The organism is Enterococcus mundtii, assembly GCF_013394305.1.
Classification (GTDB): domain Bacteria; phylum Bacillota; class Bacilli; order Lactobacillales; family Enterococcaceae; genus Enterococcus_B; species Enterococcus_B pernyi.
In genome coordinates, this window is sequence record NZ_AP019810.1 from 2595801 (window position 1) to 2615159 (window position 19359).

The window sequence follows — 19359 nt, forward strand, 5'->3', positions numbered from 1 at the left end:
ACATGCAATTAACAATAACGGACAAAGCAAAAGAATGGTTTCAAGCAGAGGTAGATTTACCTGAAAATTATGGTATCCGTTTTTTTGGGAAAGTATATGGCAAAACAGAAGTACATGAGGGATTTTCAATCGGTATGTCTGTGGAGTTACCAGAACGTCCGATGAAACAAGAAACGATCGATGGTCTATTATTCTTTATTGATGAAGCCGATGATTGGTTCTTCAAAGGATATGATCTGGTTGTTGATTATGATCCACAATTAGAGGAACCAACGTATCATTTCCAAGAAACAGCAGATGTATAAGGTGAGAAATAGTCTTTTATCTTTAGGAAAAAAGCCTGACGAACGAAAAGTAAGTTTTACTTACTTTCGGATTGTTAGGCTTTTTTTTAGACAGTCAAACGCTGATCCACTTTTACTGTGTTCATTATAGGAAAAAGTCATTCAAAGAATGAAGTGCAACATACTTCATTCTTTTGAGGGATTAAGCTAGACTGATAAGTAGAGAGGATGGGTGTGATGACAAAAAAAATAATTTATTCAGTACGTTCATTTCGTGAAGAATTTATCGAAAAGATCAAAGAAATAGCACCAGAATATTCATTTCAAACGGAAGTAGCATCCGACGAACTTTCTGAAATAGCGATCAGTATCGGCTGGAATGGAGATTATCAAGAAGATATATTCGCTTCTGACAGCTTAAAATGGGTCCAATCGATTTCTGCTGGAGTAGATAATCTTCCATTAAACGAATTCGCTGACAAAGATATTTTACTTTCCAATGCGAGTGGTATCCATGTAGAATCGATCAGCGAGCATACCATGGGCATTATTTTAGGCTATTCTCGTGGATTGTTCCAAGCCCAACGAGCGCAGTTCCATAAAGAGTGGCTAGGATCAGATATCCATTATCAAGCATTGGAAGATCAAAAATTACTAATTATAGGAACTGGACATATTGGAAAAAAATTGGCACAACATGCAGCTGTATTTGGTTTAGAATGTATCGGCATCAATACATCTGGACATCCAGTGGAAGGATTCAAAGAGACTTATCCATTAGAGAAATTAAAAGAAATTTTACCGAAAGCAACGATTGTGGTGAATATCTTACCTTTGACAGATCAGACAAAAGGGTTATTTGACGCAAAAGTATTTGAAGCTTTTGATAAAGAAGCGCTATTCATCAATGTAGGACGTGGGCCTTCCGTAAAAACATCTGATTTAATAGCTGCGTTAGACGATGGACAACTGGCTTTTGCGGCTTTAGATGTGTTTGAAGAAGAACCATTAGCAAAAGATAGCCCATTATGGGAAAGAGAAGATGTGTTGATCACCTCTCATATTGCAGGTCAGACACCACATTTCCAAACGAAGTTTATGGATATTTTTCTAACAAACTTAAAATCCTACGTAGACAAAACAGAATTAGAAGTAAATGAAATCGATTTGAATGAAGGCTATTAAATGAAGAAGAATCTCTAGAAGAGGTGTGTAATGACTACCTCTCCCAGAGATTCTTTTATTTTGGTAATTGGATTTTTGGCCAGCCTTTGACTGCTTGAGCAAAAATGAATATGCCCGCAAATGCAATAAACGCTGTTGTATCAAAAGTTGGTGCAAAAATCATCAGGATCGTTGCAATAACAGTGGGTAATGATATCGCATAGATCATTGTTTTTAGACAATCGAGAAAAGTTACTTTAGCTAAACGTAATCTTGCATATACATAAGCCGCAAAATTTGCCATAAGTAAAGTGATGATCAGATTTAAAAAGCTAGGATAAATGGAAATCAAAAATACTAATGCTTTGATCCAAAAAGGGATCGTTGCTTCACTTAATGTACTACGTAAGCTTTCGCCAGTTAGATTTTTTAAAGCATTATTCGTGTACTCAAATTCAAACTGATTATTGTTCAGCAATGCCGAAGTCGTGCCGGTATTCGGTAAAGCTAGAACCAATTTATCCTTTAGCAGACCGACACTTAGGAAATTCCCTATCAAATCTGAAGAGATATCTTCAGGGGTACGTTTTCCTTCGGGGTCAAAGGTAAAGATGATCGAATCCGTTTGATAAATAAAACCTTCATTTGTTGGCGAATCGATTTGTCCATCACGAATCTTAAAATCTGGAATTTCAGCTGCAATTTTTTGACCATCGGACTTGATAGTGTCCAGCACTTGAAAAATTTGGTAAGAAATAGGTAATGCCATTAGTACACTCAAACATAAAAGATAGACTAATGATTTTCCAAATGATACGTTTTTAGCATTTTTAAGCTCGGTGAATCGAGCAAATGAGCTAATGATTAGTTGTTTTGTTGTCATAATTACTCCTTCTGTAGAATTGTCATCACTAGCAATTCTAGCGGAGTATGCTATGAATTACAAGAGTTCTAAAACATTCTCTCACGATAGATAAGGTTATATTCTTATCGATCATTGTTTTCTAGAGATGAAAATTATTAGCAGATAGAGTATGATAGGAAAGAATGATAAATAAGGTAGGTAGAAAAATGAAGATTTATGTTCAATTTAAAAGCTATTTAGAAAGTAAAGGATATTGGGAAGTTTTCATCTATCTATTTTTTGGTGGATTAGCAACAGTTGTCAACTTCGTCAGTTATGCAATCGCGCAACAAATCTTCCAGTTATCGATGCCAGTATCGAATACGATTTCTTGGATTTGTTCTGTTTTATTTGCATTTGTCACCAATAAGGTATGGGTGTTTCAATCCAAATCTCCTAGTTATACGCATTTATTTATCGAATTTGGGAAATTTGTTTTTTACCGAATCGTTTCTTATGGACTAGACATGGGCGCCATGTTCTTGATGATCAAAGGGTTGGAAATGAATGATTATGTCGCTAAAATCATTACACAGATCTTAGTCGTATTGGCAAATTATGTCTTTAGCAAATTATTTATTTTCAACAAGACAGAAATTATCGAAGAACCAGCAGAAACCAGTAAAAAATTGGAAGACTAGGCATAACAATTGAAGAATTTCCCTCACTTTGTTACTCTTTTAGTGTAAAGAGACCCAACAAATTTGAGGAGGAATTTTTTTATGACTTACACATTACCAGATCTACCTTATGCATTTGATGCATTAGAACCATATATCGACGAAGAAACGATGCATTTGCATCATGACAAACATCACAATACTTATGTGACAAACTTAAATGCAGCAATCGAAAAATATCCTGAACTAGGCGAAAAAACAATAGAAGAATTGCTTTCAGACATGGATGCTATTCCATCTGACATTCAAACAGCTGTACGTAATAATGGTGGTGGACATGCGAACCATTCATTCTTCTGGAAAATCATGGCACCAAATGCTGGTGGCGAGCCAACAGGAGCAATCAAAGACGCAATTAACGAAACATTCGGCGATTTTGCAACATTCAAAGAAGAATTCAAAAAAGCAGCGGCAGGACGTTTCGGTTCTGGCTGGGCTTGGTTAGTACTTGAAGATGGTAAACTTGCAATCACTTCTACAGCCAACCAAGACTCACCATTGATGGAAGGCAAGAAACCTGTTCTAGGTTTAGATGTTTGGGAACATGCTTACTACTTGAAATACAAAAATGTACGTCCTGACTACATTGAAGCTTTCTGGAATGTTGTGAATTGGGATGAAGTGAACAAGCATTTCGCAGGCTAAAATAGCGTTCTTCCATTTGCCATGGAATTTAGAAAATTAACGGGGCAATGCTTGCGAGCGTTTTCTAAATTCGGTATAATGTTTTTGCAAGGGTTACTTGCAAGAACTTTTTTGGAGGCTATATATTTATGGAACATGGAACAGTAAAATGGTTCAACAATGAAAAAGGATTTGGGTTTATTACAGTAGACGGTGGAGACGATGTATTCGTACATTTCTCAGCAATCCAAGGCGATGGCTTCAAAAGCTTAGAAGAAGGCCAAGAAGTAGAATTCTCTATCGTTGAAGGTGCGCGTGGTCCTCAAGCTGCTGAAGTATCTAAATTATAAGATCATGTTGACGAAAAAAGAAGATACGGCTTGCCGTATCTTCTTTTTGTTTCTTTATTTTCTCTTTCTGGAAAAAATAGTTTTACAAGAAAAATTAGTTAATTTTGGTTATTGCCAAACATAATTTCTTTGATTTTTTGGACTAAGTGCTTATTATCTGAAGTAGAAAAATCATTGCGGATAGTAATATAAGGAATTTCATTTTCATAGCTGATTATTTTGGTGGGGGCCTCAGTTGTACGAATAATCAATTCAGGATTCAGCAATAATTCATTTGTGAAAAGGACATTCAAATACAAACCTAAATGGTTTTGTAAAACTTTTACATATAATAATTCGATACTTAAAGGATAATCACTTTCTAATTTCACTTTGATCTCTTTATCAAAAAATGTGGGTGGGGCAATAACTAAAAATGCTTCGATCAACGTACTTAATTGAATCCATGGAAAATGTGTTTTTTGCATTTGTTGAGTCCAATCGACCATATTTTGATAGAAATAGGGATAATTTTTTTCGATAAAATCAGTAACTTCTCTTTTTTTGCCAGAAAAAGGACTAAAAAGGTAATCATGGATAGCGTTCGCATATAATGTTGCATCTAATAACTTTTTCTTTGAAGTAATTTCATTGGTTTTTATCCCAACAGATTTCATACAATGATAAAACTGATCGCGAAATTCATTAATCGGTGTCGCATTTTTTTTATGAACCTTTGATGCATGAACCATAATATTTTTATTTACGTAAATGTGAGGGCGTGTTTGTATCCACAATAAAATAAAGTTTAACTCAGAAGAAGGTAATCCATAAGCAGAAATAATCGATTTCAGGTCAGTGGTCACCTCAGAAAGACCGTCTAGCATAGGATCTAAAAAGTGAGGAAGTTCAGGTTCAGGGACAGGATATCCTTGTTTGAATCGATTGATATTAACAGCTAATATGAAGCACCATTCCATTGTTTTAATTTTGTTCCTTTTTAGTGCAATATTGGTAAAAACTTGTTTTACTGTCGTTAAGATCTTCTGGAAATCAAGCGTTAGAAATGGCCATTCGATTCCTTCATATACCTCCCATAAGAACAAATAAATCGTGTAGCGAATTTGGGTTTCTTTTCCACTGAAAAAAATAGTACCTTCTCGTGTTTTTATTTTTAAATCATAGTAACTGAAGAAATGATTTACTTGAGCCAACTGCCTTCTGAGAAAGGATTCGCTGATTCCATGATGAGCGGCGAATTCGTAAAGCGTGAGATTTGAATGTAGACAAACAGCTTTAAGTATTTGGAAATTTAACGAATTTTCAAGTATTGCTAGTTTCAGTTGATGAAAGTCATAGTTGTCACCAAGAAAATGGTAACTAGATCCATCTTTTTTGAACATATTATTTTGGGATAGAGAACATAGGCGTTCGCAATGATTGAATAAGGAACGTCTATCTATGTGGAGTAGACTTGAAAGTTCGTCCATTGTCAAAGGTTGATGTGACTCGTAACAACTTTTTAAAATAGTCAGTTGTACGTGTATGTTTTTCTCTAATATAGTATAGATATTCAATGAGAAACCTCCTTCATAAGCAGATAGATAAATAGTTAAATTATTATAAAATGTTATATTTTTATTCAGGATATAATAATTTTCATTTTTTTAAATAGTATATTTAGTAAAAAAAAAGGTTACATAATAATTTTTTTAGTTATTTTATTAGGGTGATAGTACAAGCTTTTTGTAAATAAATAATAATAATTTACTTGGTTAATATTATATGTTATTTGGCATTTTAAATAAATTTTTTTGCATAAAATAACGATTAAATATTCATTTTTAGGTATTATCATCTGCTTTCAGATAGTTATTTCAAAATATATCAGAACTTAATGATAGATTTCTTATTTCGACGTTGCTACTATTCAAGATAACTTAAGTTGTAATGAGAAAAATTAAAAAGATATCTTTTTAAATTTTTGGTAAAGGAGTGTCATTCAGGGCAAAGCATATTTATTCGTGTTGATTCAATCTGTGGGGGAGAACAAAAATACATGAATCTGCTTTAGGGGGAAAGGGAATGAAAAAGGATTACAAAAAAAGTATGGATCAAAAGGCACGTGCCAAACGGCGATCAAAAAAAACAATATTGATAGGTACGTCGATAGCAGCAGGGGTGATGTTAGGGGTTACTCCGATTTCAATTGTGACACCTTTATTTACCCTTGGCACACATCAAGCATATGCGGATGTGGTCAGTGGACAAATATTCAATACTTTGACTACAGCTAATACAAGTGGCACAACAGCTTCAGCTCCTTATCAACTTAGTGGGGCGACTAGAAATGTCGACTTTACGATTTCAGGAGAAAATGGAATCAATGTTAATTTATTGAATGGTACGAGACGAGCAGTCTTAGTGATCCCAGAAGAAATGCAGGGACTTGTTTCCCCAGCAGGCGCTGGGACTTTTCAAACAGATATATTACTTCCACAAGATGAATTAGCTCCACTGCTGAATGCAGTAAATAGTGCGGTCACTCCTTTAATCACAGCGATTGATACCTTGTTGGGGGCAAATCCATTAGCAAGTGTGAATCTTGCTGAAGTTTACGAGCAGTTGAACTTATTACAAAATCTAAGTACGTTGACTTCTGCTGAAGTGCAAATTCCACTGCAAGTACAAGGGGACGAATATATCTATGGTGAACTGGATGGGGCACTTGAAACAGTTGTCAGAGAGGGATTAACAGAAATATTAACTGATTTGAACAATGCCGTTCAGGCGTTACAAGCAACTGGAAATGGGGTTTTAGGAAATGCGGCAGCTGGGATTGTTAATACTGCATTAGCTGCGACTGTAAAACCAGCATTTAACTTAGCATTTGCTACTGCAACAGGACTATTAGGTCCAACTTCTTCTTTGGTTGGTGTTGTAGCAGATGCGAGTGTGCTAGGAGGAACAGAAATCACAATCCCGACAACGATCCAAGATCCTAATTATGCTGATTTAGCAAATGCAGGGATCGATTTATCAACTCCTTATGAAGCAGGCTTTGTTGGAACTGTTGTGAAAGCAGATGTGTTGAACCTTAATGTGGGTTCCACTACTGACGGCTATTCACCGATTTTTTACCAAGCAGCCGAAGTAACTGCGCCTTATAATGTTGAAGTTACAGGAAATTCAACAGAAGGATATGAAGTCACTGGGTTGGCCGATCCAAATACTACAGTGCGGATCTATGACGATGCCAACAATTTGATCGCAGAAGGTCAAGCCGATGGGACAGGAGCATTTACGATACCGATTTCTCAAGATGATGTTGCGCCACTTGATGATATCCAATTAATTGCCTACGATCAAAACGACAATCCAAGTTTACCAACGGCGGCAATTATTCCGGATGATGAAGAGGCTGACGCTGATGCCGATGCGGATGCTGACGCTGATGCTGACGCGGATGCTGACGCGGATGCGGATGCTGACGCGGATGCGGATGCTGACGCGGATGCGGATGCCGATGCGGATGCTGATGCCGATGCCGATGCTGATGCTGATGCTGACGCCGATGCTGACGCGGATGCTGACGCTGATGCTGACGCTGATGCTGATGCTGATGCGGATGCTGACGCGGATGCCGACGCTGATGCGGATGCTGACGCGGATGCGGATGCCGATGCTGATGCTGACGCCGATGCGGATGCTGACGCTGATGCTGACGCCGACGCCGATGCTGACGCCGATGCTGATGCTGACGCGGATGCCGACGCGGATGCCGACGCGGATGCCGATGCTGATGCTGACGCTGATGCGGATGCTGACGCCGACGCCGATGCTGACGCCGATGCTGATGCTGACGCGGATGCCGATGCGGATGCTGACGCGGATGCGGATGCTGACGCTGATGCTGATGCCGACGCCGATGCGGATGCTGACGCTGACGCGGATGCCGATGCCGATGCTGATGCTGACGCCGATGCTGACGCTGATGCGGATGCTGACGCTGATGCGGATGCCGATGCGGATGCGGATGCCGACGCGGATGCCGATGCTGACGCCGATGCTGACGCTGATGCGGATGCGGATGCTGATGCGGATGCCGACGCCGACGCGGATGCCGATGCTGATGCTGACGCCGATGCGGATGCGGATGCCGACGCCGACGCCGACGCCGATGCGGATGCGGATGCGGATGCGGATGCTGACGCTGACGCTGATGCGGATGCTGACGCGGATGCGGATGCTGACGCGGATGCTGATGGTCGTCTAGGTGGGATTGGAAGCAACGGGGGTGGAGCAGGAAATAATCCAGATGGAGATCCAGTTGGCTTGTTCCTAAGTACTCGTGGAACAAGCAACCAATCTGGTTGGACTTCTGCTAGAAACGGAGTGAATCCTAGTGGTCACCACTCAGCGACACCGAAAATGTATCCTAAAACAGCTGAGCATTCATCTGTTGCCACTTCTTGGTTAGGTGCGATCACAGCACTACTTTCGGGAATTGGTATCTGGAAATCTAAAAAAAATAAAGAAGATTAATGAACAGGAACTAGAAAATTAGCTATGACAATCGGAAAATTGTCTGCTTGTCATAGCTATTTCTGATAGAGGTGATATGATGCTAGTGCAGACGCGTAATAAACTCTCGATACTTAAAGATATCTTGGATACTACAGGAATGGAAACAGAGAGAAAAACAGCTATCATTACTACTGGTGAAAACAAAGAACGTGGAAAAACGATGGAGTTTTATGGGAAAAACATCTCTCAACTTTGGAATAATATCGTAACTGCTTATCAAATGAATCAATGGGACAAAAACTCTTATGTAAGAGTGGATCTTGTAACCGAAGAAGAAAAAATAGACTTCGACTTGTTGAACCAAAAATTAAAAAAAATCAAGCGCAATAATTATATAGATTTTAATTTACGATTTGATGGAATAAGGAAACGATCTTTTTTAAAAGAAGAATTAGTAGGAAATGCCATTATCAAACCGGCTAAAACACATATTGTTGGCAAAAATCATCCGAATCTACAAATTGACCCACAGAATTTTCGAGGATATGTGAAACGTAAATATAATCGAGAAGAGGCGGATTTAAGTTACTTAGCGCGCTCAAACGTTTATCTTTTTAAGACAAAAGCTTATTATATTGAAAACAATCAAGTAATCAAGCTTGAAGATTACGGAAATGGAAATCAGGTGAGAAGGATCACTGAAGAGTCTTTGAATGAAGTGACTGATTCCGTCATAAGAGAAGGAAGTAAGTATCTAAAAGGACAGCTAACTGACACTGGACAGTTTATCTACGGTTATTATCCTTGTTATGATCAATTAATCAAGGGCTATAATTCAGTCAGACATTTCTCTTCATTATATGCGTTGATTGAAGCTGCTGAGTATTTCTCAGACCATGAACTGTTGCTACAGGCAGAAAAAGGTCTTGCTTGGGGTATCGAAAACTTAACAATGAATGAACAGGGATACTTTTTGGTCAAAGACTTTTTCAATAAAGAGATTGAATACAAATTAGGTGCCCAAGCAACTGCAATTTTAGCAATCGCAAAATATGTCCAAGTATCCGAGGACGTTTTTTATAAAAAATACTTGAAACAACTTGTTGATACGATTTCTAGGAAATTTCTCTCAATAGACAACCAAACAATCCATGTCCTGGATAAACAATTGACGGTCAAAGAGCATTTTCGAATCATTTATTATGATGGGGAAGCCTTGTTTTCTTTGTTAAGAGCGTATGAGATTCTTAATGATCCTAAGATTTTTAGTACGTGTGAAATCTTGATGGAACATTTTGTCACGGAAGATTATCAAAAATATCACGATCATTGGTTGAGTTATGCGACAAACGAGATGCTAAAATATAAACAAAAAATTGACTATTATCGTTTTGGAATCAAAAATGCCCTTGAAAATATCAACTTTATTGAGCAGAGAGACACTGCCTATCCGACAATGCTTGAATTACTTGTGGCAGCGTCCAAAATGATGAGGAAACTGGAACATAGTGAACTAAAAAATGAACTTTTCAATACGCAAAATGATTTCATTGAAGTAAAGGAAAGAATCGATACAGTGATGAAGAAGCGTGTTTCTCATGAAATCAAAACAGGAGTCATGTTTCCAGAATATGCGCTTTTCTTTAAAAAACCGGTTCGTATCAGCTATGGTTTTTTTGCAAGGCATGATCGTTTTCGTATGCGGATCGATGATGCAGAACATTTTTTGTCAGGATTGATCAATTATCAAAGCCACTATAAAAAGGAGTGAATAAGATGGTTGCATTTATTCGTTTTGCAGCATTGGCATTGATCGGGATTTCCTATTTAGGTTATCGTATAAAAAAGAAAAAACATCACCAAACAGAATCGCTAGAGACGGATCTGAGCCAATACGAGAAAAATGAAGAAGGACTTTACCCTTGGGAAGTTGATGCCGATGACTCGCCTAAGCGAATTGATCAAAAAGCAAGAAGATATGTCAATCAAGCAAGACCTAAGCGTGGAAAATGGTAAACAAAGTAGGTGGAAAGATGAATACGATCAAGCAATTACTTAGTGATATCGAAGGTTCATATTTTAAAGAGTATGCTAGTTTGGATCAGGAGATCAATCAACTTGAGTACTTTTCTGGACATCTTAAACGTACGAAAGATTATTCTAAAACATTATTTGTCTGTATAACAAATGAACGGCGTCAATATATCAATCAAATGCGTCCAGTCAAATGGGCGGATGGAAATGAACAAATCAAAGGCAAGGAAAATCAATTTGCTTTGATTGTCACAGAACATCCAATCGAAGACCCGCGTGTGACGACACCGCAATTCATTGTCCAAGATAGCTGGCGTTTCTTATTGGAATTTGCCAATCAAATGCGGCAATCGTTCAAAAAAACGGTGATTGCGATTACTGGTTCTGCTGGAAAAACATCTACACGTATGATGATCACCCATGCATTCAAAGAAGAAAAAGTTCTAGAAAATCGTGGAAATCATAATGTGAGATTTGCGATTCCTCTTTATTTAAGTCAGTTAGTAGGGGATTTTGACTTATTGAACCTTGAAGTATCTCTCAATGCGTTGAATACGTATGATACGGGTTCAATGTCTAGTCTAATACAACCCGATATAGCCATCGTGACTTCGATAGGTGAAGCACATCTTAGTTCCTTAAAAACAACTAAGAATGTCGCTTACTACAAATCAAAAATCTTTGACGGTTTAAAACAGAATGGTACAGCAATCATCAACACCGATATGGGTGCTGAAGAGTTAGCTATACTCATTCAAGCAGCCGAAAAGAAAACAACTGAAATTTTTACTTATTCGCTATATGATACAAGTAGAGATGTCCATGTCTTGTCCATTGAACAGAAAAAAGAGTTTTGTGAAGTAGGTATCCGTTTTTTTGAACAAGAGTTCAAGATCCGTCTCAGTGTTCCATCTTCTGGGATGATTTCCAATGCTTTGGCAACGCTGATAGCCATTTGGAAAATCAAAGGAGATGTTTCAGCTTATCTTACCACCTTCGAGACATTCAAGCCGTTACCTAAAATTTTAGAAAAACATGTTTATCCAAATGAACCTTCTTTCACTTTTATTGATGATACACACAATGCGTCATTACCCTCTATGAAAAATGCAATCGACTACTTTAAAGCAGTACGCCCATTTTATAATGGAAAATCGATATTGGTTCTAGGTCAAATCGCGGATTTAGGAAATGCTTCTGCAAATGTCCATCAGCAGGTGATGGAGGCATTAACAGACGTACCAGCAGATAATATTTATGGCTATGGGGGACATTTCAGAGAATTATTCAATGAACAAAGTAAAAATGACCAGAAATACGAATGGTTTGAAACGTTACCCGAATTAACACAAAATATCGAACAGCATTTAACGAATGATAGTATCATTTTGGCAAAGGGGTCAGTCACAGGTAGCGATTTCCATGAGATCGATAGATATATTCGTCAGTTTTCTTTGAAAGAAATGGTGTGAGCTCTCGCATACGGGGAGCTACTAGAACGTTTTAACAACATTTACTTGAACAATCACTTATAACAAATAAAAAAAGACGGAGAGAACGGAGAAGTTGTTTCATTTCCTGATTTCTCCGCTTTTTTTTGCTGGAAATGCTTAATAGGAAGGCATAAACAAAGTTAAAAAAACTAGTTTTTTTAATTTATTGAACAAAAAATCATAAAAATCCAATAAAACGTATAAAAAGAATCGCTTTCTTTCTTTTCTGTTTATGCGCCCTATGGTATGATAATTAAGAATTTTACAAAAAAATACATATGAATCACGAAGAAAAACACTATTTTTTAAAGTTTTATTAGGATTAAGTAGTTGGATTGCTGAATGATTGGGTGTATGAGAGAATAATCAAGAATATGTATGATAGAGGTGTAGTATGAAGCGGTGGCAAAAAGTGATATTGACTTTATTGGGAATAATCGTACTTCTCATCGGCGGAGTTTCAGCTTATGGAATCAAGTTTATGGGAGAGGCGAGCCAAACAGTCAATCGGATTTCAAAACAATCTGATCGTGTATCAGCAAAACGTGACGATCGAGTAAGTATTGATGATCAAGAACCCTTTTCAGTATTATTATTAGGATTAGATACAGGAGGCCTTGGACGAACAGAACAAGGGAGATCCGATACGATGATGGTCGTGACCGTCAATCCACAACAAAAGAAATCAACGATTATTAGCTTGGATCGAGATATCTATACGAATATCGTCGGTTATGGGACGGTCGATAAGTTGAACCATGCCTATGCATTTGGTGGCGTAGAGATGGCAATGGATTCGATCGAACAATTACTTGATATCCCTATTGACCACTATGTCACAATCAATTTGGATGGTATGAAGGACTTGATCGATGCAGTAGGTGGGATCGAGATCGACAATAAAATCGACTTTACTCTAGATGGTGTCCATGTTCCAGAAGGAAAACAAACAGTTGATGGTGAAAAAGGGTTGGCGTATGCAAGAATGCGGCATGAAGATCCTGAAGGTGATATCGGCCGACAAGCACGTCAACGAGAAGTTGTGACGAAAATCGTCAATAAAGTAGTCAGTCTTGATGGCGTTAGCAATTATCGAAAACTTTTAGATGCGGCAGGTAACAATGTGACAACTGATTTGGATTGGGATGACATGCTAGATATCGCAACGAATTATACCTCCGCTTTCCAAACAATCAAGCAAGACCAGCTAAAAGGAAAAGATACGACGATCAATGATGTGTACTACCAAATACTAGGTCAAAATGACTTATTATCGATCCAAAATCAATTGAAAAAACAATTAGAGATCAAGCCAAGTGATACGTTGCCTAACTTAAAAAATGATAATGCCTATATGATGTTTTATGATGACTCAGAAAATGGTGAAGGAGATACCACTGCTAATACCACAATCGGTGAGACATCTGAATATTCACAAGATACGTACAATCAGTATGGCACCGATGGGTACGGTCAGCAGTCGGTCTATTCAGAAGACACCTCTCAATACTACGACCCAAATCAGTATAACCAGCAACAATATTATGACCCATATGGCGGTCAACAAAATGATCAAAGCACAGAGACTTGGACAGGCAATGGCTATTAACAAAGCTTTGTTCTTATGATTTAAACAATAAATAAAACGAGTAGATATCGAAATTTAAGGATACATCCTTAAATTTCGATATTTTTTTAGTTTTTTAAGTTATGTTATTTTTATTTTGTTTTAAGTGTTTTTCTTATAACGGAAAATAATTTAAAATGATAGATAGATTTTATTTGATTACAGAAATGTCTTGAAAATGTTTGTTTATCAGATTTTTTTACGTTAATTTATTCAAAACAGAGTAGTTTTATATATTTTTATTTTTATACTCAAAATTAAAAAACGCTAATTCTTATTTAAAAATGTTATATTTTTAGTTTTTATTTGTTATGATATCGTTGTGCAAGAGGGAAATACATAGCACGAGATAAAATTGTTGATGGGGGATATACATACTAATGAAAAGAAATGTTCGTCTAAAGAAATTATTGGCTGGCGCTGCATTATGCAGTCTGCTAGTCGCACCATTGTTTTTGAATGAACAACAAAGTGCAGCAACAGAACAAACAATCAAAACAACACCTGATTTTGGTGTAGGTCAAGGTATTGAATGGCCAGAACAAGTCGTTGCACCATTTGTTGATATGACAGCTTATACATCAGGTACAGAGTTGTCGAATAATGGCGCGTTGAATCTAGCGGCAATTGCAAAGGAAACTGGGCAAAAATTCTTTAATTTAGGATTCATGCAAGCGAAAGGAATCAAAGATGGTAAGATCGATTGGGCATGGGGCGGATTTGCCGGATTGAGTGAGAATGACAGTGATCAATGGCAATATGAAGGTATCAAAAAAACGATCCGTGAATTAAGAGTGGTTGGTGGAGATGCTGCTGTTTCATTTGGTGGACTGAACACAGGTGCTTTCTGGGAAGTCAGCCATGATGAAGATATGCTTTATGATGCTTATATGGAAGTGGTTCAAGGATATGGCTTTACTCGTGTAGATTTTGACGTGGAAGCAGGGGCGATGGGCTATACAGAAAACTTACTCAATGCGAAAGCAGTCAAACGACTACAAGATACTACAGGAGTACAAGTAACGTTGACATTACCTGTTATGCCGACTGGTTTGATTTCGACTGGACTATCCGTATTGCAAGCTTATTTAGAAGCAGGTGTCGATTTGACCAATGTCAATATTATGACGATGTGTTATGGTCCGAGCGTCATTGATTATGCACAAGGATCATTAGATGCGGTCGACAATACAATGGTCCAATTGAAGAATCATTATCGCCAATATGCTGGTATCACTTTGACTGATGAAGAAGCGTATGCAAAATTAGGTACAACTCCTTCGATTGGTTTTGAGAACGAACAACATCCGTACTTCACGACAGAAATGTTCAATCAAGTTGTCGAACATGCAAGAGAACGTAAAATTGGTATGGTTTCTTATTGGTCGATGAACCGTGATGCAAAAACAGATGGTGGACAAGGACAAATAAAGAACCAATTTGAATTCTTAAAAGTGAGTGAAGCATTTGCTGAAGGTAATGAGGGCGGCGGAAGCGAAACTCCGGAAGATAAAGAAAAACCGTCTGTTCCGACAAATCTTTCTGTTGGGGACATTACAAAAAATAGTGCGCATATCAACTGGACGGCGGCGACTGACAATGACCGTGTGGCAAAATATAACCTGAGATTAGTAGGGAATGGACAAACGATCAATGTTACGACTACTTCTCTTTCATACGCGTTTGCAAACTTAAAAGCCGATACAGAATATATGGTAGAAATCAATGCAGAAGATCGTTCTGGAAATATTTCGGATACGGCAAAAGTTGCATTCACAACTTTAGCGGATGTAGTAGATCCAGAGGAGCCGGGAGAACCTGGTGAACCAGGGGAGGCACCTGCATGGGAGGCGACAAAGGTTTATTTAGGTGGAGAAGTTGTATCTTATAAAGGTGCTTTATATCGCGCTAAGCATTGGACGCAAAACAATGTACCGAGCGAGTCAGGCCAATATGGTCCTTGGGAATTGATTTCAGGAACGCCAGAAGGTGGCGATGAGATCGCCGCGTGGGAAGCGAATAAAGTTTATGTACAAGGAAATCGAGTGATGTATAATGGGATCGTTTATGAAGCGCAATATTGGACACAAAACAACAAGCCAAGCGAAGCTGGATTGTACGGTCCTTGGAAACAGGTTGGATAAAACATTCGAATAATAGAATCATATAAAAAAGCTACGTGAGCGATCACGTAGCTTTTTTAAATCATTGTTGTGTGATTCATTCTAGTACGTTGTTATTAGTTAAAACCTATCGATTAATTCAAAATAAAAATCGCGTAATTCAAGATAGATGCAAAAAATACCCATAAATAGTAAGGAATCGTCAACCACATTGCTGTGCGATTGTGCAGCCATAAATGATAGACCAAAGCTGTTAAGAAAATCATTAATAAAGTGATATCGATTGCTGAAATCAAAGTATTTCCAAGGTTGAAGAATAAAGCTGACCATAAAAGGTTGAAGATGAATTGAATAGTAAAGAGCCACAGTAGTTTAGAGCGGTGTTTTTGATTTTGTGTATTTAGAATAAAGTACAAAGAAATGCCTATTAAAATGTAGAGGACCGTCCACATAGGACCAAAAATCCAACTAGGTGGTGCAAAAGCTGGGAGTTGTAACGAGTAATAATATTTTCCTGGATTGCCGCTAAGAATGCCAGATAAAAATCCCAAAGCAACGATTCCGATAATGCAAACCCACAAACGATAATCTTTTAATCGATTGATAGTGTATACCATAACAAAAACTCCTTTCTTTAGACAGTTTAACATAATTATTTATAACAGCACCTATTTATGTCTTGTGATTTATTAAGTTATTTTAAAAAATGTTGATATAGCGTACATATTGACCGAAATAAATTAGTGACGAGGTGATTAAATCGGTGATAAAAGCTTTTTTAGATTGATTTTTAAACGTTGTTGCAATACCGAACATTTTTGTTTTTACTTTTTTATTTAACTATAAAACGGGGATAAAACGATTAAATAACCTTAATTTCTTTTTTGTTTTCGTTATATTATTTTGAGTTATCTGATATTATAAAATTTGTAATCGATTACGAACAAGGAAATGAATTAGTTGAATGAGGAGAGTTTGGAAAATGAAGAAAAAAAGTGTAAAAAGATTATTAGCTGGAGCAGCATTGTGTAGCTTATTAGTTGCACCGTTGTTTTTAAATGAAGAGCAAGGAGCGGCAACAGTGCAAACAGTTCGCGCAACACCTGATTTTGGTGTAGGTCAAGGAATCGAGTGGCCAGAACAAGTCGTAGCGCCATTCGTAGATATCACGGCGTATACTTCAGATGAAGTACTGTCAAATAAAGGTGCCTTGAATATGGCAGCAATTGCTAGAGAAACAGGTCAGCGTTTCTTTAATCTAGGGTTTATGCAAGCTAGAGGGATCAAAAATGGGAAACTTGATTGGGCTTGGGGAAACTTCAATGGATTGAGTGAAAGTGATAGTGACCAATGGCAATATGAAGGAATCAAGCAATCGATCCGTGAGTTAAGAGAAGTAGGCGGAGATGCAGCTGTGTCATTTGGCGGATTAAATTCTGGTGCCTTCTGGGAAGTAACGCAAGATGAAGATATGCTTTATGATGCTTACATGGAAGTTATCCAAGGTTATGGTTTTACACGTATTGACTTTGACGTAGAAGCTGCTGCTATGGGGTACCACGAAAATTTAGCAAATGCGAAAGCAGTAAAACGATTACAAGATGCAACTGGGGTTGACGTGACGTTGACATTACCAGTTATGCCTACAGGATTGATCTCAACAGGATTATCTGTCTTGCAAGCTTATTTAGAAGCGGGTGTTGACTTAACTAACGTGAATATCATGACGATGTGTTATGGATCAAGTGTTACAGACTATGCGCAAGGTTCGTTAGATGCGGTAGACAATACTATGGTCCAATTGAAAAATCACTACAAACAATACGCTGGTAAAACATTAACGGATGAGCAAGCTTATGCAAAATTAGGTACGACTCCTTCTGTAGGATTTGAAAATGAACAACATCCTTACTTTACAACAGATATGTTCAACTTAGTTGTACAACATGCCAAAGAACGCAAAATCGGTATGGTCTCATACTGGTCAATGAATCGTGATGCCAGAGTAGATGGCGGACAAGGGCAAGTGAAAAATCAATATGAATTCTTAACTGTGGGTCAAAGATTTACAGATGGTTCTGAGATGCCTGAAGATACACAAAATCCATCAACACCGACAAATGTAGGTTCAGATTTCATTACGACACAGCGTGCGCGTATCAATTGGACGGCATCAACGGATAATGACCGCATTGCTCGTTATAACCTTAAATTAACTGGTGCAGGCGAAACAGTATCAGCGACAACAATGGCTGTTTCTCATACCTTTGAAAACTTGAAGAGCAATACGACTTACACAGTTGAAGTGATTGCAGAAGACCGTTCTGGAAATGTTTCGGATGCAGCAACTTATACTTTTACTACGCTTGAAGAATCAGAATCTACTCTGCCCGCTTGGGACCCTGCAACAGTTTACTTAGGTGGAGAGCGTGTTACATATGAAGGGCTGATCTATGAAGCGAGACATTGGACACAAAACGATATTCCAAGTGAATCTGGTCCTTATGGTCCATGGAGACTTGTGACTAAATAATCCGGCGATTTCTTATTACTCCATAGATAAAATGATAAATCGTAAAAATTATTAATAACTTCTATTGTAAAATGATATTTAAGTTATTATTTATATAGATGTGTAAAAGAAGAGAGTCTTAAATAAGCTCTCTTCTTTTTGTTGGAAAAACAATATGTATATTGAAACATTAAGAAAATATTAAGTGTACAATAGAAACATTTAGGTGATTAACTATCCTTATTGCTAGTTAAATCCTATTAAATCAATCTTTTTATTAGATGTTTTAAATTAGCTTATCTGCAATAAAGTTATAAAAGCATAACGTTTGTTTTTATTTTAGAAAACGTTTACAATAAACCTATCAAATATAGGAGGTTCAGTTATGAAAAAGTTTAGTATTATGATGTTCGTAGGAATTGTTATGTTAGGTTTGTTTGGTTTTGGTACATCTGGTTATGCACATGGTTATGTAACATCTCCAGGGAGTCGTGCCTATTTCGGTACAGCAGCTGCAGGTAATTTGAATCAAAACGTTGGGCGCGCACAATGGGAACCACAAAGTATTGAAGCGCCTAAAAATACATTTATTGATGGAAAAATCGCAAGTGCAGGTGTTAGTGGGTTTGAACCATTAGATGAACAGACAGCAAATCGTTGGCATAAAAGTGTAATTAATGCTGGTCCTTTGAATATCACTTGGAACTTAACTGCACAACATCGTACAAGTACTTGGGATTACTATATTACAAAACCAGGTTGGAACCAAAATCAACCTTTGAAATTCAGCGATTTTGAATTGATTACAAAAATCGATGATAAAGCAACAGTTCCGCCAAAAACAGTAAATCAAACAATTACTGTTCCTCAGGATAGAAAAGGCTACAACGTGATTTTAGCTGTTTGGAATATTTCAGATACAACAAATGCGTTCTATCAAGTAATTGATGTCAATGTTCAATAGAAAAACCTTGAAGAGAAACCTTTTTAACTGATCATATAAAGAACACCTATGAAGTGACTCTCATTTTCACTTCATGGGTGTTTATTTGTATGTT

Annotated in this window: 16 protein-coding genes; 13 read left to right on the plus strand and 3 right to left on the minus strand. The window is 37.4% G+C overall.

What is annotated here, in order from left to right:
• Positions 1-2 precede the first annotated feature (2 nt).
• Positions 3-305: a HesB/YadR/YfhF family protein gene (locus HZ311_RS12490; RefSeq protein WP_010735915.1), complete on the plus strand. Its 303-nt coding sequence runs from the start codon at positions 3-5 to the stop codon at positions 303-305.
• Between the two features lie 216 nt (positions 306-521).
• Positions 522-1469 (plus strand): phosphoglycerate dehydrogenase, encoded by a 948-nt coding sequence (locus HZ311_RS12495; RefSeq protein ID WP_041684179.1) that lies wholly within the window; start codon positions 522-524, stop codon positions 1467-1469.
• Positions 1470-1524: 55 nt separating this feature from the next.
• On the opposite strand, the gene HZ311_RS12500 is transcribed toward HZ311_RS12495, so the two are convergent.
• A complete protein-coding gene (locus HZ311_RS12500; RefSeq protein ID WP_010735913.1) occupies positions 1525-2331 on the minus strand; it encodes a DUF1189 domain-containing protein in 807 nt (268 codons plus the stop codon).
• A gap of 188 nt (positions 2332-2519) precedes the next feature.
• Here HZ311_RS12500 and HZ311_RS12505 point away from each other — a divergent pair, with 188 nt between their 5' ends.
• From HZ311_RS12505 to HZ311_RS12515, 3 genes are all read left to right on the plus strand, one after another.
• Positions 2520-2993, plus strand: a complete 474-nt coding sequence (locus tag HZ311_RS12505; RefSeq protein ID WP_010735912.1) for a GtrA family protein — start codon at positions 2520-2522, stop codon at positions 2991-2993.
• Between the two features lie 81 nt (positions 2994-3074).
• Positions 3075-3677 carry a superoxide dismutase gene (locus tag HZ311_RS12510; RefSeq protein WP_010735911.1) on the plus strand — a complete coding sequence of 201 codons (603 nt, stop codon included), beginning with the start codon at positions 3075-3077 and terminating at the stop codon, positions 3675-3677.
• Between the two features lie 128 nt (positions 3678-3805).
• The gene (locus HZ311_RS12515; protein ID WP_010735910.1) at positions 3806-4006 is read left to right on the plus strand and encodes a cold-shock protein; all 201 of its coding nucleotides are present in this window, start codon (positions 3806-3808) and stop codon (positions 4004-4006) included.
• A gap of 98 nt (positions 4007-4104) precedes the next feature.
• Here HZ311_RS12515 and HZ311_RS12520 read toward each other — a convergent pair whose 3' ends face one another.
• Positions 4105-5562 carry a helix-turn-helix domain-containing protein gene (locus tag HZ311_RS12520; RefSeq protein ID WP_010735909.1) on the minus strand — a complete coding sequence of 486 codons (1458 nt, stop codon included), beginning with the start codon at positions 5560-5562 and terminating at the stop codon, positions 4105-4107.
• Between the two features lie 508 nt (positions 5563-6070).
• Here HZ311_RS12520 and HZ311_RS12525 point away from each other — a divergent pair.
• The 6 genes from HZ311_RS12525 (at position 6071) to HZ311_RS12550 (ending at position 15810) form a co-directional block, all read left to right on the plus strand.
• Positions 6071-8530, plus strand: coding sequence for an adhesive domain-containing protein (locus HZ311_RS12525; protein ID WP_137072093.1), 2460 nt, complete (start codon positions 6071-6073; stop codon positions 8528-8530).
• A 79-nt stretch (positions 8531-8609) separates the two neighbouring features.
• Complete coding sequence (locus HZ311_RS12530; protein WP_137072095.1) at positions 8610-10283, plus strand: hypothetical protein; 1674 nt, start codon at positions 8610-8612, stop codon at positions 10281-10283.
• A gap of 5 nt (positions 10284-10288) precedes the next feature.
• Positions 10289-10528: a hypothetical protein gene (locus tag HZ311_RS12535; protein WP_010735905.1), complete on the plus strand. Its 240-nt coding sequence runs from the start codon at positions 10289-10291 to the stop codon at positions 10526-10528.
• A 17-nt stretch (positions 10529-10545) separates the two neighbouring features.
• Positions 10546-12018: a Mur ligase family protein gene (locus tag HZ311_RS12540; RefSeq protein ID WP_178946731.1), complete on the plus strand. Its 1473-nt coding sequence runs from the start codon at positions 10546-10548 to the stop codon at positions 12016-12018.
• Between the two features lie 415 nt (positions 12019-12433).
• Positions 12434-13648: an LCP family glycopolymer transferase gene (locus tag HZ311_RS12545; RefSeq protein ID WP_137072099.1), complete on the plus strand. Its 1215-nt coding sequence runs from the start codon at positions 12434-12436 to the stop codon at positions 13646-13648.
• A gap of 398 nt (positions 13649-14046) precedes the next feature.
• Positions 14047-15810: a carbohydrate-binding protein gene (locus tag HZ311_RS12550; RefSeq protein ID WP_137072101.1), complete on the plus strand. Its 1764-nt coding sequence runs from the start codon at positions 14047-14049 to the stop codon at positions 15808-15810.
• Between the two features lie 113 nt (positions 15811-15923).
• Here the strand turns inward: HZ311_RS12550 and HZ311_RS12555 are convergent, their stop codons facing one another.
• A complete protein-coding gene (locus HZ311_RS12555; RefSeq protein ID WP_010735901.1) occupies positions 15924-16406 on the minus strand; it encodes a TspO/MBR family protein in 483 nt (160 codons plus the stop codon).
• Between the two features lie 365 nt (positions 16407-16771).
• Between HZ311_RS12555 and HZ311_RS12560 the strand changes: the two genes are divergently transcribed.
• Positions 16772-18322 (plus strand): fibronectin type III domain-containing protein, encoded by a 1551-nt coding sequence (locus HZ311_RS12560; protein ID WP_178946732.1) that lies wholly within the window; start codon positions 16772-16774, stop codon positions 18320-18322.
• 364 nt (positions 18323-18686) lie between these two features.
• Positions 18687-19265: a lytic polysaccharide monooxygenase gene (locus tag HZ311_RS12565; protein WP_010735899.1), complete on the plus strand. Its 579-nt coding sequence runs from the start codon at positions 18687-18689 to the stop codon at positions 19263-19265.
• Positions 19266-19359: the final 94 nt, after the last annotated feature.